Source organism: Devosia sp., from assembly GCF_039927955.1.
Classification (GTDB): domain Bacteria; phylum Pseudomonadota; class Alphaproteobacteria; order Rhizobiales; family Devosiaceae; genus Devosia.
Window position 1 is genome coordinate 15,862 of sequence record NZ_JBDSUA010000058.1, and the last position, 15,760, is coordinate 31,621.

A 15,760-nucleotide genomic window follows, 5' to 3' on the forward strand; every position below is an offset into this window, starting at 1 on the left:
GACCTCTCCCCCAAGGGAGAGGTGAGAAACACCTGGCCCCCGCACCTCTCCCTTGGGGGAGAGGTCGGCCCGAAGGGCCGGGTGAGAGGGCCTTGAAATTAAGCCGTTACAGCCAGGTTGGCTGAGCTTTCCGGCAGGTCTTCGCCAAACACGCGCTGGTAGAACTCTGCGACCACCGGCCGTTCGAGTTCGTCGCATTTGTTCAGGAAGGTCAGGCGGAAGGCAAAGCCGAGGTCGCCACCGAAAATCACGGCGTTTTCGGCCCAGGTGATCACCGTACGCGGGCTCATCACGGTCGACAGGTCGCCATTGATGAAGGCCGAACGGGTGAGGTCAGCCAGTCGCACCATGTTGGAAACGGTCTTTTTGCCCTTGTCGTTGGTGGCATAGGCCTTGTTCTTGGCCAGAACGATGCCGACTTCCTTGTCGTGGGGCAGATAGTTCAGCGTCGTCACCAGGCTCCAGCGGTCCATCTGACCCTGGTTGATCTGCTGGGTGCCGTGATAGAGGCCCGAGGTGTCGCCCAGACCAATGGTGTTGGTGGTGGAGAACAGGCGGAAGGCCGGGTGGGGCGTGATCACACGGTTCTGGTCGAGCAGGGTCAAGCGGCCCGCAACTTCGAGCACGCGCTGGATCACGAACATCACGTCCGGACGACCGGCGTCATATTCGTCAAAAACCAGGGCAACATTGTTCTGCACGGCCCATGGCAGGATGCCGTCGCGGAATTCGGTGATCTGCTTGCCGTCCTTGAGCACAATGGCGTCCTTACCGACCAGGTCGATACGGGACACGTGCGAATCAAGGTTGACGCGCACCAGCGGCCAGTTCAGGCGGGCTGCGATCTGCTCGATATGGGTGGATTTGCCGGTGCCGTGATAGCCCTGCACCATGACGCGGCGATTGAAGGCAAAGCCTGCAAGTATGGCCAGCGTGGTGTTGCGATCGAACAGGTAGTCCGGATCGATCGGGGGCACATGCGAAGTGCGTTCGGCGTAGCCACGCACGACCATATCGGTATCGATCCCGAACAGCTCGCGGGCCTGGTAATCCTTATCCGGCAGATTGGTGAATTCGGTCATTTCGGTGGGCTCGCAGCGATAAAAATCTGGGCGTTCAAAATATGTCGCGCGCTCTATAGCAGCATTGCGCGCGGGCGGGTAGGCGGCAGGTTAACGCGGCTTAACGCGTTACAAAGCCAGCCTTCTTCAGGTGCGAATAGGCAGCGATGATGGCGCGCAGGCGATCTTCGGAGGATTTGTCGCCGCCGTTGGCGTCGGGATGGTGGATTTTGACCAGGGCCTTGTAGGCCTTTTTGATCTCGTCGGACTTGGCGTGGCCCAGAATGCCGAGCGCCTCGAGCGCCCGCCGGTCCTGCTCGTGCAACGGTTTGACCCGCTCCGCGGCAGGCGTCTGGGACTGGCGATGCTTGTAGCGGGCAAACACGCCGAAAGGGTCGCCATATTTGTCGCCCAGGGCGGCATTCTTGGCGGTGCGCGCCGTGCGCGCGTCCATCTTGCCGGTGGCAAAGGTGGAGCGGGTTTCAGGCTTGGGCGGGGCGTGCAGCGCTTCGTCCAGGTCATCCTTGTCCATGCCGGCAAAGAAGTTGAAGGCGGTATTGTAGTGACGGACGTGCTCAAGGCAGAAATTATGGTACTGCCCTTCGCTGCGATGGCCCTTGGGCGCGCGGTGCGTGCCAGCCTTCTCGCAGCCTTCCCAATCGCAGACGATTTCGATCGGCGCGGGTTTTTCTTCGCGGCGGGGGCGAATGCGGATGGTATCGAAGAGCTTGGAATCCAATTTCATTGCGCCTAACTAAAAAACATCAATTCAACGACAGGCCCTTCAGCGATGTCCGTACGCGACACCATCATAGAAAAGCTTTCTGCTTCGTTTGCGCCCGCCCATCTCGAAGTGATTGACGAGTCAAACAAGCATTTTGGCCACGCCGGATGGCGCGAAGGTGGCGAAACTCACTTCCGGGTCAGAATCGCGACCCGGCATTTTGACGGCAAGGCCCGCATTGCGCAACACCGGGATATCATGTCGGTGCTGGACGCCGAATTGAAAGGGCGGGTTCACGCGCTTGCTATCGAAGTGCTGCCCCCTGAAGGCCCGTTTACGCTGCCCGACCGGGTCTAGCAATTCACCCGCACTTCAGCATAGCCGTCCATGCCGTCTTCGCCGGAGGACATGACAGCCAAAGTGCATCTGGTGCCCTTCAAAATCGAGTTGCCGCCGGTGGGAATGAGCGTTCCATCGGTGAGGTTGACCCCACCCGGGCTGACAACGGCGACATTGACCACGGCGCTGGTGCCGCAGACCGGGTAGCTGTCGCCGGTGGTGACCAGCATGCGGGTGCTGGGCGGCATGCAATCGCCCTGGGCGCCGCCGGCGGCTGCGGGTGCCGTTTCGCCCGGCAAAGCCGGCACGGCGGCAAGCCCGGTCCCTGCCGGGGTCTGGCTGCGCCAGCTGTTTTCCAGGATGGCCAGCCGGTTTTTCAGGTCGAGAATTTCGTCGTTGGCAGGTGCCGCGGTCGCCGCAGCGCCGTTTGTCGCGGTGGGCTGTTGCCGACCATAAAGATCAAGGCTCACCCGCAGTTGGGCGATATCGGTGGAGAGGCGCAGCATGTCGCGCTTGGTGTCGGTATAGATCCAGCCGGCGGCAGCAATCGCCACCACGGCGAGCAGGCCCACCAGCAGGGTGAACACGCGTGCCACTATGGATGTCCGCGCAGGCTTTGTTGCCTCATGGGTTCCGACGTCGGTCTTGGTTACCCCCGGCAGCGTCCAATCCTGATCCAAGGTGCTGGTCTCCAAACCGAAGTGCTGGCCGTCCGTCTCCGCGCCAGAGCCCGGGCGCCAACCCGACCTCCATCATAGCGCATATCGGACCGCCGTTCTCGCCCGGCATGTGCATGGCAGCAAATCGATCCCGGCTACCCGCGAGGTGGATCGTGCCATCAGCAAGGCGCCTGGCCTTAGATGGCGCGGTTCAGGTGCGGTTCAAGGGTGGCATCGGCATGGGCGCCGGTTTGCCCGACATCACTGGAGCCACGTCTTCGTGCTTGCCGAAGAGGCCGCCAATGCCACCGAACACATTGTTCACGGTGCTATTGATCGCTTCGCCACGCGCCTTGGCCGCTGCATCGTCAGCGACCTTTTGCGCTGCGTCCGCCGCAGCGCGGGCTTCGTCTTTCTGGATACCTTCGACCTGCGAGGCAAACGCTGCCTCATCGGCGGCCTGCTTGGCCAGCAGGGTCTGGTCCTTGGCGATCACCGGGCAGGCGCCCACCGCGTCGAGTGGTGCAGCCGAATTGACGTTGAACACATATTTGCGCTCGCAAACGTCCCAGGCGGCCGGCGTCTTGTTCAATTCAAACAGATCGTAGCCCTCCTTGATGTTTTTCCAGAATGCCAGATTGGTGCTGGTATTTTCCTTGGCCAGCTTGGCCGCGGTCATGTGGAACGGAAAAATCTGCAGCTGGAAGGTCGGATTGCCGCCCTTGAAGGTTTCGCGAGCCAGCGCGTAAATTTCGGCAATGCCCTCATCGGTCATGGCGTAGCAGCCGCGCGACGAGCAATCGCCGTGCACCATCAGCTCGGAACCGGTACGGCCCCAGGAGCGATCGAACTTGTTGGGAAAGCCGGTGTTGAATGACAGATAGTAGCTGGACTTCGGGTTCAGCAGGCCGGGGGTGATATTGTAGAAGCCCTCAGGACTCTGGCGGTCGCCTTCCTTGATCTTGGGACCGAAATCGCCGGAAAAGGCGCAGATCTCGTAGCTCTTGAGCATCTTGAAGGCGCCGGTATTGGTGCGCTTCCAGACTTCGAGCGTTTTATCTTCCTTGAAGATGCGCACCACCATCGGATCGCCCGGGGTGGAGCCGATGCTGCGCAGGGCCGACTGCAGCGAGCCCGACAGCGGCTGGTTGGATTTATTGTCGCCCGGCAGAAAGTTGCCGCAGGCGGCAAGGCTGACGGCAATCCAGGTCAAAACCAGAAACGAGCAGAGTTTTTTGAGCAGCGCTAAAGTCACTTGGGCGGTATCCGGGCAATGGAATGGGCCAGCACTAGCCCGCTTTGGTTACCGTATCGTGGAAGCACGCGGTGAACGAACTCTTAACAGGCCACGAGACGCCGGGCAATTCGGAGTCAAATCACGGAAGGTTGCTGTTGAAGACGTCTGTGAGGTCGACCTGAATTATTAGTGAACACCCTCCCATTGTGGGGAGGGATCAAGGGTGGGAGAGCCGCAATATTGGGGCTTTCATCACCCCTCAGCCTTCCCCATCAAGGGGAGGTGCCAGCCGGCGGCTGCGGCGGCTTCAGCTCAAACCAATCTCACCCCAGCGATGTCCCGATCGCCAAAAACTTCTCGCGCCGATGTTCGCGGATATCGAGGCGGCTCTTGCCAGCGAAATCACCAAGGAAGGTGGCAATAGCGGCGCGGGCATTGGCCATGGTCTGCTCCGGATGGCGATGCGCGCCGCCGGTTGGTTCAGGAATGATGCCATCGATAATGCCGAAGCCGAGCAGGTCCGAAGAGGTGATCTTCATGTTGGTCGCCGCTTCCTGCGCCTTGGCGGCATCACGCCACAGGATCGAGGCGCCGCCTTCAGGCGAGATCACCGAATAAATCGCGTGTTCGAGCATCAGCACGCGGTTGGCCGTGGCAATGGCGATGGCGCCGCCAGAACCACCTTCGCCGATGACGATGGCCAGGTTCGGCACGCCCAGTTCCAGGCTCTTTTCGGTCGAGCGCGCGATGGCTTCGGCCTGACCGCGCTCTTCGGCGCCGATGCCGGGATAGGCGCCGGCGGTATCGACCAGCGAAATCACCGGCAGGTTGAAACGGTCGGCCATGTCCATGATGCGCACGGCCTTGCGATAGCCTTCAGGGCGGGCCATGCCGAAATTGTGCTTGAGGCGGGTTTCGGTCGAATTGCCCTTTTCCTGCCCGAGAATGGCAACCGGCACGCCATTGAACCGCCCGAGGCCGGCCTGGATGGCGGGATCTTCGGCGAATTTGCGATCACCTGCCAAAGGCGACCATTCGGTGATCAGGCCCTTGATGTAGTCGGAAAAATGCGGGCGCTGCGGATGACGCGCCACCTGGGTCTTTTGCCATGGCGTCAGTCGCTTGTAGATTTCCACCAGCGCCTCATCGGCGCGGCTGGACAGGCGATTGACTTCTTCGTCGATGCTCACGGCCTGATCGGTGGCGGCAAGGGACTTCAGCTCGGCGATCTTGCCTTCGAGATCGGCCACCGGCTTTTCAAAATCCAGATAAGTCTGCATCCCACCCGCCCGTTAGGGGTCTTTATACGCGACCCACAATAGTGGCCGCTCTCTATGCGTCTTAAAGTGGCCGGAAAGTGGCGATGGCGCAACCATGTGTCAAGACGGATCGCCCGGTGCAGGGCTGGTATCGGCCAAAGGATGGTGGCTTTCCACCAGAGTTCGCAGTTTTTCGTCGAGCACGTGGGTGTAAATCTGGGTGGTCGAGATGTCGGCGTGGCCCAAAAGCGTCTGCACGATGCGCAGATCGGCGCCGCCTGCCAGCAGATGGCTGGCAAAGGCATGGCGCAGCACATGCGGGCTCATGCGGGCCGAACTGATACCGGCGCGGGCCGCCAGGCTCTTCAGATCACGCCCGAACACCTGCCGGGACAGATGCCCGTCTTCGCCGGAGGCGGGAAACAGGAATGGGCCGGGTTCGAGGGTTTTGACATAGGCGCGCACCGCATCGCGGGTGCGGTCATTGACCGGCACGATGCGCTCCTTGTTGCCCTTGCCGATTACCGTCAGATAGCTGGCGTCGCGCATCACCGCCGAGCGCTTCAGCCCGACCAGTTCGGACACGCGCATGCCGGTGGCATAGACCAGTTCCAAAAGCACATAGAGCCGCAGCGCAGCGGCCTGCTTCTGTTCGGAAACCTCGGCGTTGGCTTCGGTTTCCGCCAAGGTCAGCAATTTGTCGATTTCGGCAATCGACAGCACCTTGGGCAGCGCCCGGCGCGCCCGTGGGCTGGCGATGATGCGGGTGGGATCGTCGCCGCGAATCCCATCGGCGCAGAGAAATTTATGGAACTGGCGAATGGCCGACAGATGGCGGGCGCTGGACGCCGCCGACAGGCCCTCGCTCTTGAGCCCATCGAGATAGCCCGCCACGGCGTGGCGGTCGCAGCTGGAAAAGTCCATCTTCTTGCCCGCCAGGTACGCGCGGTAATCCACCAGGTCGCGGCGATAGGCATCGATGGTGTTTTTGGCGGCGCCGCGTTCGGCGCTCATCATTTCGAGAAACGACTCGATCAGATAGCCATCGCCGCTCATTCTGGCGTGTCGCTATTGGCGCCGGGGGCAATCGGCTCGGCGGCCGGTGCTGCGGCGGTCGGTTTTGGCCCGATGACCTGCGGGGTGGCCGGGGCGCTCGATTTCAACAATTCGCTGGCCGGAATGCGGATGGTCACTTCTTTTTGCTTGGGCTGCACATAGGCGACCAGCGCAATCATGCCGCCATAAACCAGCCCGGCGAGAAACAACAAGGTAATGACGAGGCGAATAAGGGTTGGCATTGCCGGATCCGGTCGGACATCGAAGTACACACACTGTGCCAGCAAATGGTTTCCATCTGGTAGGCAATCCAGTGTGCGCCAGTTTTCTCGTGCCCCACAACCCTCAGTTCTTGCCACAGCTTCTTGACATCGGCGCGTCCGACCGCTTGATACGCGCACGTCAATGGGAGCGTTGATTGACCCGACCGGATGCACCGCAGCGCAGCGAGCGCGCAACTCACCTGCTGACGCTGCTGGCCGGAAGGCCACTGGTGCTGGTGGGCATGATGGGTGCCGGTAAGACCACTGTGGGTCGGCGCCTGGCGACGCGGCTGGGTCGGGCCTTTCGTGACAGCGACGAGGAAATCGAAAAAGCCGCGCATATGGATATTCCGGAAATCTTCCGGACCAGGGGCGAAGCCGAATTCCGCGCCGGAGAAACGCGGGTGATTTCCCGGGTGCTCAAGGAGGCTGATATGGTCCTGGCCACCGGCGGCGGGGCTTTTGTCAATGCCGAAACCCGGACGCTGATCATGGCCGAGTCGGTTTCGGTGTTTATCAAGGCGGATTTTGAACTGCTGTTCTCCCGCGTCTCCCGTCGCTCCAACCGCCCCCTGCTCAAGACCGATAATCCGCGCGCCACCCTGCAAAAGCTGATCGATGATCGCTATCCGATCTATGCCGAGGCCGATGTGACCGTGGTGTCGCGCGATGTGCCACAGGATACCGTAGCGACCGATCTGATCGAGGCGGTGATCACGCATCTGGAGACGCTCAAGCATGACTAGCGCTACGCACACCGTCCACGTCGCTTTGGGTAAGCGCGCCTATGACATCCTGATCGGCGATACGCTGCTCGACGATGCCGGCGCCATCCTGGCCGAGCGGTTCCCCGGGCGCCGTTATGGCATCATCACCGATGAGAACGTGGCCGTCGCGCAATTGCCGCGCCTGCTGCAATCGCTCGACGCTGCCGGGCTCAGCCACGCCGAAATCATCCTGCCGGCCGGCGAGAGCACCAAGTCCTTCGCCCATCTGCAAACCGCCGTCGAAGGTCTGCTGGCGGCACGGCTGGAGCGGGGCGATCTGGTGATCGCGCTGGGCGGAGGCGTGATCGGCGATCTGGCGGGGTTTGCCGCCTCGATTGCGCGCCGGGGCATGGATTTCATCCAGATGCCGACTTCGCTGCTGGCGCAGGTCGATAGCTCGGTGGGCGGCAAAACCGGGATCAATTCGCCGCATGGCAAGAACCTGATCGGGGCGTTTCACCAGCCCAGGCTGGTGCTGGCGGACCTGTCGACCCTGAACACGCTGCCGCCCCGCCAGTTCGCTGCCGGCTATGCCGAAGTGGTCAAATATGGCCTGATCGACGACGAAGAGTTCTTCTTCTGGCTCGAAGCCAACCAGCCGGAAATCTTTGCCGGCGGCCCCGCCCGCGGCGAAGCTATCGCCCGCTGCTGCGCCGCCAAGGCGCGGGTGGTGATCGAGGACGAAAAAGAACTCGGCGTGCGGGCGCTGCTCAATCTTGGTCATACCTTTGGGCATGCGCTGGAAAAGGACACCGGCTATTCAGACCGCCTGCTGCATGGCGAAGGCGTTTCGATCGGTATGGTCCTGGCACACGGCTTTTCCGCCAAACTCGGCCTTGCCCCCTCGCAGGATACCGGCCGCATCATGGCGCATTTGCAGAAGTCCGGCCTGCCGACGCGGCTTGCCGACATTCCCGGCACGCTCGGTTCCACCGACGCGCTGATGGCCGCCATCGCCCAGGACAAGAAAGTCTCGCGCGGCGCGCTGACCTTCATCCTGACCCACGGCATCGGCCAGGCGTTCATTGAAAAGAACGTCGATGCCAAAGCGGTGGCGGATTATTTGAACGAGATGCGCGGGGTCTAAATCTTCTTCCCTCGCCCCTTGAGGGAGAGGGACAGATTTTCTGCGTTCAGCAGAAAATCAGGGTGAGGGGTTGTTGCCGCATACACCCCGCCAAATAAGAGACCCTCATCCGCCCTTCGGGCACCTTCTCCCTCAAGGGGAGAAGGGAGCTAGAGGTGATTGGGGACCCCCAAAAACCAAAAAGCCCGGCATCGCTGCCGGGCTTTTGCATGTCAGAACCATCAGTGCCTAGAACGCGCCGTGGCAGTGCTTGAACTTCTTGCCCGATCCGCAGGGGCAGGGCGCGTTGCGCGAGACGCCGACCAGTAGTTTGGGATCGATCGGCAGCAGCGCTTCGTCGCCGGGCGTGGTCATTTTGAGCGAGGAGCCCAAAGCCACGCCGGCACCGGCCAGCGCGCCCATGATGTTGACCTCTTCGGCGTCGTTCTCGCCGGTCAGCGGGTCGATGTGGATTTCGCTCAGCCGCGACAGGTCGGGCTCGGGAGCCGGTTCGGGCTGGCGCATCTGCAGTTCGATATGGCTGAGCTGGGTGGTCACCAGTTCGCGCAGGTTGGTCAGCAGCGCCTGGAACAGCTCATAGGCTTCCTGCTTGTATTCGGTCAGCGGATCGCGCTGGGCAATGCCACGCCAGCCGACCACCTTGGACAGGTGATCGAGCGTGACCAGATGGTCGCGCCACAGCCCGTCGATGGACTGCAACAGCACCGATTTCTCCACCTGGCGCATGATCTCGGGCGAGTACCTGGCGACCTTGGCGGCAGCTTTTGCATCGGCCAGATCGCGCAGGCGCTCTTCGACCGTCTCGTGCTCGATGCCTTCTTCTTCGGCCCAGGCTTTGATCGGCGCGTCAACGTTCAGATAGGTTTTGGCGGCCGCTTCAAGCTGCTCGATATTCCACTGTTCGGGGTAGGAACGGGGCGGGATGGCCTTGGAGACCACGGCATTGACCACATCGTGGCGCATGTCGGTGACGGTCTCGGTCACGTCCTCGGCATCCATCATTTCGATGCGCTGCTCGAAGATCACCTTGCGCTGATCGTTCATCACGTCATCGTATTTCAGGATGTTCTTGCGGATGTCGAAGTTGCGGCTTTCGACCTTGCCCTGGGCGCGTTCGATGGCCTTGGTGACCCATGGATGGGTGATGCTTTCACCCTGTTCCAGGCCCAGCTTGCCGAGCATGGAATCCATGCTGTCGACCGGGAAGATGCGCATCAGGTCGTCCTGCAGGCTCAGGAAGAAGGCCGAATGGCCGGGGTCGCCCTGGCGGCCGGAACGGCCACGCAACTGGTTGTCGATGCGCCGGCTTTCGTGGCGTTCGGTGCCGATCACCATCAGGCCACCGGCAGCGATGGCCTTGGCCTTGTCGGCGGCGATGGTTTTCTTGATATCGGCGATCTTGGCGTCGCGTTCGGCGCCTTCAAGGCCGCCGGCCTCGCGCTCGATGCGCATTTCAAGGTTGCCGCCGAGCTGGATGTCGGTGCCGCGACCGGCCATGTTGGTGGCAATGGTGATGGCGCCGGGCAGGCCGGCATCGGCCACGATAAAGGCTTCCTGCTCGTGATGGCGCGCATTGAGCACGTTCATCTCGCCGACGTTCTTCTTGCGCAGCAGGTCGGCCAGCATTTCGGATTTTTCGATCGAGGTGGTGCCCACCAGCACGGGCTGGCCGCGCTCCTGGCACTGCTTGATCAGGTCGGCGATGGCGTCGAACTTTTCGGCGGCGGTACGGAAAATCGCGTCTTCGTCGTCGGCGCGCTGCACGGCGACGTTGGTGGGTACAGTGACCACGTCGAGCTTATAGATGTCGGCAAATTCTTCCGCTTCGGTCGCGGCCGTGCCGGTCATGCCGGCCAGCTTCTTGTAGAGGCGGAAATAGTTCTGGAAGGTGATCGACGCCATGGTCTGGTTTTCGGGCTGGATCTTGACCCGTTCCTTGGCTTCCAGCGCCTGGTGCAGACCTTCCGAATAGCGGCGGCCCGGCATCATGCGACCGGAGAATTCGTCGATGATCACCACTTCGTCGTTGCGGACGATGTAGTCCTTGTTGATCGAGAACAGCTTGTGGGCGCGCAGCGCCGAATTGGCGTGGTGGACCAGCGCGACGTTTTCGATGTCGTAGAGCGAGACCGACTTCATCAATCCGCTATCGGTCAGTGCTGCCTCGAGCTTTTCGATGCCCTGATCGGTAAAGGTGGCGGAGCGGTGCTTTTCTTCCAGCTCGAAATCGCCTTCGCCGATCAGCGGCATCAGGCTGTCGATCTTGACGTAGAGGTCCGAGCGGTCGTCGGAGGGGCCTGAAATGATCAGCGGCGTGCGGGCTTCGTCGATCAGGATGGAGTCAACTTCGTCGACGATGGCGAAGGCATGGCCGCGCTGCACCATCTGGTCGCGGGTATATTTCATGTTGTCGCGCAGATAGTCGAAGCCGAATTCGTTATTGGTGCCGTAGGTGATGTCGGCCGCATAGGAGGCCTTGCGCTCGGCATCGGTCAGGCCATGCACGATGATACCGGTGGTCAGGCCAAGAAAATTGTAGATCTGGCCCATCCAGGCGGCGTCGCGGCGCACCAGATAGTCGTTGACCGTCACCAGATGTGCGCCTTCGCCGGTCAAGGCGTTGAGATACATCGCCAGTGTCGCGACCAGCGTCTTGCCCTCGCCGGTGCGCATTTCGGCGATGCCGCGCTCGTTCATCACCATGCCGCCGATCAGCTGCACGTCGAAGTGGCGCATGCCGAGCACGCGCTTGGATGCTTCACGAACAGTTGCGAAGGCGGGGACGATCAGATCGTCGAGCTTGGTGCCATTGGCGAGCTGCGCCTTAAACTCGGCGGTGCGGGCGCGCAGCGCCTCATCGGAAAGCTTTTCCAGCTCAGGTTCCAGCGCATTGATCGCTGCAACATTGGGCATGTACCGCTTGACGTGCCGATCCGACGTTGAGCCGAAGATCCGCCGGGCGAGCGCAGCAAGAGCCATAGTGTCAGATCCTTTTATTGGTCATCAGCAGAGGGGGCAGGGCCATATATGGTCATTGGGCGAGAAATACCCAGTTTTTGCCTCGTCCTTGCGATGTGGAAGCCGCCATCGGCTCCGGAATTGTTTGTCGCATGATCTTGCCGGAAACAGTGTTCCGCTTTCCCCGATCATACTCTTGAAAAGCGCTGGAGATGTAAGAGCGCACCCCTCTATTGTCAACGCTGACGAAATCGGCGACACCAGCGCCGCCTTTGAAAATGTACCATTGCTGGACGGGTTGCCGGATCGCGGCGCAATTTTTCCAACACGGCACATTTTGGCCCTGATCACATGACAGGCCGTTCGCCGAAACGGGCAGCTTGCGCCCGTCACAGCTCAATCCGGCGCGCTTTGGCCCGCCACAACCAGCGGCGGCGCCCGGGAATGCGCCGACTGAGGAGATTTCGCCGATGTTGCTTGCTTCCAAACGCCTTGCGCAGACCGTCAGCGTCTTGGCGCTGACGCTGGCCGCCTTTGCCGCAGCCCCCGCCGTTATGGCGCAGGACGCAGCGCCGGCCGCTCCGGCCATTGCCAATGCAGTTGCTCCCGATACCGTGATCGCCACGGTCGATGGCGAAAAGATCACCCAGGCGGATGTGGACTTCGCCTCGCGCGATCTGGCCCAGGACATGGCACAGATGCCGCCAGAACAGCGCACCGCCTATGTCGTCAGCGTTTTGATCGACATGAAGCTCTCCGGCAAGGCGGCAATCGCTGCCAAGCTCGACCAGACCGATGTGTTCAAGCAGCGCCTGGCCTATCTCGATGCCCAGGCGCTGCGGAGCGCCTATTACATCGAAGAGCTGGCCAAGCTGGTGACCCCGGAAACCGTCAAGACCAAGTATGACGAGTTCGTCGCCAAGTTCGTGCCGACCGACGAAATCCGTGCCAGCCACATCCTGGTCAAGACCGAAGAAGAGGCCAAGGCCGTCGAGGAAGAACTCAAGAATGGCGGCGTCTTCGCCGACATCGCCAAGGCCAAGTCGATCGATCCCGGTGCGGCCAATGGCGGCGACCTCGGTTTCTTCGGCAAGGGCCAGATGGTGCCCGAGTTCGAACAGGCCGCTTTTGCGCTGGCCAATATCGGCGACATTTCGGCGCCGGTGAAGTCGCAGTTCGGCTGGCATGTGATCAAGCTCGACGAACGCCGCAAGAGCGCTGCGCCAGAACTGGACAAGGTCGGCCAGCAGTTGCAGCAGCAGGTGGTCAACGACGCCTTCGTCAAGGTCAGCAATGACCTGCGCGCCAAGGCCACCATCGACATCCCCGATGCCGACCTCAAGGCCAAGATCGACGCCCAGATGAACCCGCCAGCCGAGCCGGCAGCGCCCGCCGCGCAGTAAGGTTCCGGACTTTGCAATTGACCCGCGCTGCTCCAACAGCGCGGGTTTTATTTTGTTCGGGGCATATCTCACCCCACTCACCGCGTTCCCTCTGGCCTGACCCGAGGGCCTCTCCCAACACGGCACGCGCGACCAGCTCCCCACGGGTCAAGCCAGTGGGAACGCGGGGGCCCACCGCTAGTACGAAGGTGTGCGTCGATTTTGAGCGACAAATTTGATGTCGAGGCGGCGGTGTCCATCAATCCGGCCTTATGTATCAAAAGCACCAAGGCGGTGTGCTTCTTATGCGTCTGGGCGACTATTGCCGACGCGCATGCTTCCCTGTCGCCTACGCGGAAAGACGCCGTCATCAACAATTTCTGTATCGGATTCTACGACAAAGAAATTTGCCGTCTGGCTGTCTATAAAAACATCATCCCAAACGATTTTACATTCAGCGGAAATCAGCATGTGAGATTCGTTGAAGCTATCAATAATAGACCGGCTGAATTGGAGTGGAAAAATCAGAGTAGCGCTATCGTCCTCCATCTGAGAGGGGAGGAAGAAAATCTCAGTCTCCCGGCTTTGGGAGTAGAGCAACTGGTCATCAGTCCCGGTGCTATCGATATTAATAGCGATGACTTTGGCGCTAAGGGTGCACCTATTAGCGGGGGATTGGCCGAAATTTTTGACTGTAAAGGTCAGAACACAAGTCTGGTTGATCAGACGGTATCTTGCACTCGTGCAACTAAGGTAAGCGCGCGTTTGGGAACGACCGATGCGGCTTGCAATCTTGTTGCCTTTTCTGGCGGCTTTAGTACCGGCGACCGCAATCAACAAAGCCTGTCTGGTGTAGTAAAGGGAAACTGCAACGCTAACGACGCCAAGGCCCCCGACTATGGCAGAGATCATCCCCCACAATGCAGCATAGCTAGCGGCGTCCGCGGCCTTCCACTGGGCGCAAAGATCGGACTTACGATTGTCCTCTCCTTGCCCGCATGGGTTCTCGTATTCCGTGCTTTGGATCTGTTCGATGGATTGGGAATCAGGCGCAATCGCAGGAGCGCTGCCCTCTGCGTTGGTTAGGCTGCTGGGCTGTTTCTTATCGCTTTCTGCGCTTGGCTGATAAGCAGTTAAAGCCACACAAAAGCATAGGGCAGCCAGAATTAGTCCAAGTGCTATAAGCGCTGGTCTGTCGTCTCTGTGGATGCCAGACATTGCAGTAAGAACGCCGCTGTAAATTTGCCCCAGCTCAACTTGTTGCGGATATTTGCGTCCGCGTCCACTACCGCCAATATTGAGCACCAATCCCCCTTATCCCCGCCCCCAAAACCTCCAGTACAATCCACCCATCCCCTCGCATTACTGCGCGGTCGCGACGAACGGTCGGCGGGGGAGCCGGGGAGATTGGAGTCGTCCGATCTCGGCGGGGGAAATTCGGCACGTGGGCCTGCAATAATGGCCCACATGAACCGGACCCGTGAAAAATCCCGGTGCCTGCGGTGAGACGTGCCTCGTTTTATCTATCCCACCTATGAGGCGCCTCTCGCCGCATGCCGCAGCTTTGCCCACGTGGTTCGCGCCATGCGGCATTTGTCGTTGCCCGGTTCTGTCTTGCGAATGCCGTATCTTTCGGGCACATCGACGGGACCAAAAAATCAACCAAGGCTTGCCCCATGGCCGCACATCCGGTTTCCCCGCTTGCACCCAAATCCTATCCCGAACTGCCCGTCATTGCCGGCGTGCGCTTTGCCACGGCGGAAGCCGGGATCAAGTACAAGAACCGCACCGACGTGCTGCTGGTATCGTTCGATGAAGGCACGGTGGTCGGCGGCGTGCTGACGCGTTCGAAGTGCTCGTCGGCGGCGGTGGATTGGTGCAAGGCCGGCCTGCCGGGCGGCGTTGCCCGCGCATTGGTGGTCAATTCGGGCAATGCTAATGCCTTTACCGGCCTCAAGGGCAAGCAGAGCGTGCAGGCGACCGCCGAACTCGCCGCCAGGGTGATGGGCTGCAAGACCTCGGAAGTGTTCCTCGCCTCGACCGGAGTGATCGGCGAGCCGCTCGATGCCTCCAAGTTTGAAGGCGTGCTCGACACCATGGCCACTCGCCTCACCGATGGCCCGTGGATGGACCCGGCCAAGGCGATCATGACCACCGATACCTTCCCCAAGCTCTCGGCCGCCACGGTCGAGATCGACGGTGTCGAAGTCAAGATCAACGGTATTGCCAAGGGCTCGGGGATGATCGCGCCGGACATGGCAACGATGCTGAGCTTCGTGTTCACCGACATGCCGATCAGCGCCACGGCGTTGCAGGCGCTGGTCAGCCAGCACGTCAAAACCAGCTTCAATGCGGTGACGGTCGATAGCGATACCTCGACCTCCGATACGCTGCTGGCCTTTGCCACCGGCAAGGCCGCTGTCGCTCCGATCGCCGATCTCGATGATCCGCGCGCCGAAATCTTCGGTGAAGCGCTGCGCGATGTGCTGTTCGATCTGGCTATCCAGGTGGTGCGCGATGGCGAAGGCGCCACCAAGCAAGTGTCGATCCATGTCGAGGGCGCGACCTCCGACGAGAGCGCCTTCCGCATCGCCAAATCGATTGCCGATAGCCCGCTGGTCAAGACGGCGATTGCCGGCGAAGACGCCAATTGGGGTCGCGTGGTGATGGCCGTGGGCAAGGCGGGCGAACCGGCTGACCGCGACCGGCTGTCGATCCGCTTCGGTGACCTGCTGGTCGCCAGGAACGGCGAACGCGCTGCGGGCTACGACGAGAAAGCCACCAGCGCCTACATGAAGGGCGAAGACCTGGAACTGACCGTCTCGCTGGGCCTGGGTGAAGGCCGCGCCACGGTTTACACCTGCGATCTGACCCATGGTTACATCACCATCAATGGTGATTACCGAAGCTAGGTGACGAACCCCTGATCTTCCCTCTCCCCTTGTGGGAGAAGGTGCCCCAAGGGCGG

General features: G+C 61.0%; 16 protein-coding genes. 6 read left to right on the plus strand and 10 right to left on the minus strand.

Features of this window, described 5'->3' with window-relative positions; genetic code table 11:
• Window positions 1-98: 98 nt before the first annotated feature.
• Together cobS and ABIT12_RS14160 are read right to left on the minus strand one after the other, a co-directional pair.
• On the minus strand, window positions 99-1,082 hold the full coding sequence (cobS, locus tag ABIT12_RS14155) for a cobaltochelatase subunit CobS (protein WP_348042614.1): 984 nt from the start codon (window positions 1,080-1,082) through the stop codon (window positions 99-101).
• A gap of 100 nt (window positions 1,083-1,182) precedes the next feature.
• The gene (locus ABIT12_RS14160) at window positions 1,183-1,806 is read right to left on the minus strand and encodes a DnaJ domain-containing protein (protein ID WP_348042615.1); all 624 of its coding nucleotides are present in this window, start codon (window positions 1,804-1,806) and stop codon (window positions 1,183-1,185) included.
• A 45-nt stretch (window positions 1,807-1,851) separates the two neighbouring features.
• On the opposite strand from ABIT12_RS14160, the gene ABIT12_RS14165 reads away from it, so the two are divergent.
• On the plus strand, window positions 1,852-2,142 hold the full coding sequence (locus ABIT12_RS14165; RefSeq protein WP_348042616.1) for a BolA family protein: 291 nt from the start codon (window positions 1,852-1,854) through the stop codon (window positions 2,140-2,142).
• Here the strand turns inward: ABIT12_RS14165 and ABIT12_RS14170 are convergent.
• The 5 genes from ABIT12_RS14170 to ABIT12_RS14190 form a co-directional block, all read right to left on the minus strand.
• Window positions 2,139-2,720, minus strand: a complete 582-nt coding sequence (locus ABIT12_RS14170) for a hypothetical protein (protein ID WP_348042617.1) — start codon at window positions 2,718-2,720, stop codon at window positions 2,139-2,141. The genes ABIT12_RS14165 and ABIT12_RS14170 overlap by 4 nt on opposite strands.
• 274 nt (window positions 2,721-2,994) lie before the next feature.
• On the minus strand, window positions 2,995-4,038 hold the full coding sequence (locus ABIT12_RS14175; protein ID WP_348042618.1) for a murein L,D-transpeptidase family protein: 1,044 nt from the start codon (window positions 4,036-4,038) through the stop codon (window positions 2,995-2,997).
• A gap of 305 nt (window positions 4,039-4,343) precedes the next feature.
• Window positions 4,344-5,300 (minus strand): acetyl-CoA carboxylase carboxyltransferase subunit alpha, encoded by a 957-nt coding sequence (locus ABIT12_RS14180; RefSeq protein ID WP_348042619.1) that lies wholly within the window; start codon window positions 5,298-5,300, stop codon window positions 4,344-4,346.
• Window positions 5,301-5,399: 99 nt separating this feature from the next.
• Window positions 5,400-6,335, minus strand: coding sequence for a site-specific tyrosine recombinase XerD (locus ABIT12_RS14185; RefSeq protein ID WP_348042620.1), 936 nt, complete (start codon window positions 6,333-6,335; stop codon window positions 5,400-5,402).
• Entirely contained in the window at window positions 6,332-6,577 is a 246-nt protein-coding gene (locus tag ABIT12_RS14190; RefSeq protein WP_348042621.1) for a hypothetical protein, read from the minus strand. The genes ABIT12_RS14185 and ABIT12_RS14190 overlap by 4 nt, the downstream gene beginning before the upstream one ends.
• 176 nt (window positions 6,578-6,753) lie before the next feature.
• Between ABIT12_RS14190 and ABIT12_RS14195 the strand changes: the two genes are divergently transcribed.
• Entirely contained in the window at window positions 6,754-7,344 is a 591-nt protein-coding gene (locus ABIT12_RS14195; RefSeq protein ID WP_348042622.1) for a shikimate kinase, read from the plus strand.
• Window positions 7,337-8,452 carry a 3-dehydroquinate synthase gene (aroB, locus tag ABIT12_RS14200; RefSeq protein WP_348042623.1) on the plus strand — a complete coding sequence of 372 codons (1,116 nt, stop codon included), beginning with the start codon at window positions 7,337-7,339 and terminating at the stop codon, window positions 8,450-8,452. The genes ABIT12_RS14195 and aroB overlap by 8 nt, the downstream gene beginning before the upstream one ends.
• A 228-nt stretch (window positions 8,453-8,680) precedes the next feature.
• Here the strand turns inward: aroB and secA are convergent, their stop codons facing one another.
• Window positions 8,681-11,431, minus strand: coding sequence for a preprotein translocase subunit SecA (gene secA, locus ABIT12_RS14205; RefSeq protein WP_348042624.1), 2,751 nt, complete (start codon window positions 11,429-11,431; stop codon window positions 8,681-8,683).
• 52 nt (window positions 11,432-11,483) lie between these two features.
• The gene (locus tag ABIT12_RS14210) at window positions 11,484-11,897 is read right to left on the minus strand and encodes a hypothetical protein (RefSeq protein WP_348042625.1); all 414 of its coding nucleotides are present in this window, start codon (window positions 11,895-11,897) and stop codon (window positions 11,484-11,486) included.
• On the opposite strand from ABIT12_RS14210, the gene ABIT12_RS14215 reads away from it, so the two are divergent.
• The gene (locus ABIT12_RS14215; protein ID WP_348042626.1) at window positions 11,881-12,813 is read left to right on the plus strand and encodes a peptidylprolyl isomerase; all 933 of its coding nucleotides are present in this window, start codon (window positions 11,881-11,883) and stop codon (window positions 12,811-12,813) included. The genes ABIT12_RS14210 and ABIT12_RS14215 overlap by 17 nt on opposite strands.
• Before the next feature lie 201 nt (window positions 12,814-13,014).
• Window positions 13,015-13,878 carry a hypothetical protein gene (locus ABIT12_RS18345; protein WP_348042627.1) on the plus strand — a complete coding sequence of 288 codons (864 nt, stop codon included), beginning with the start codon at window positions 13,015-13,017 and terminating at the stop codon, window positions 13,876-13,878.
• A 92-nt stretch (window positions 13,879-13,970) separates the two neighbouring features.
• Here the strand turns inward: ABIT12_RS18345 and ABIT12_RS18350 are convergent, their stop codons facing one another.
• Window positions 13,971-14,261 (minus strand): DUF6471 domain-containing protein, encoded by a 291-nt coding sequence (locus ABIT12_RS18350; RefSeq protein WP_407065626.1) that lies wholly within the window; start codon window positions 14,259-14,261, stop codon window positions 13,971-13,973.
• Window positions 14,262-14,468: 207 nt separating this feature from the next.
• Between ABIT12_RS18350 and argJ the strand changes: the two genes are divergently transcribed.
• On the plus strand, window positions 14,469-15,704 hold the full coding sequence (gene argJ, locus ABIT12_RS14225) for a bifunctional glutamate N-acetyltransferase/amino-acid acetyltransferase ArgJ (protein ID WP_348042628.1): 1,236 nt from the start codon (window positions 14,469-14,471) through the stop codon (window positions 15,702-15,704).
• Window positions 15,705-15,760 lie beyond the last annotated feature (56 nt).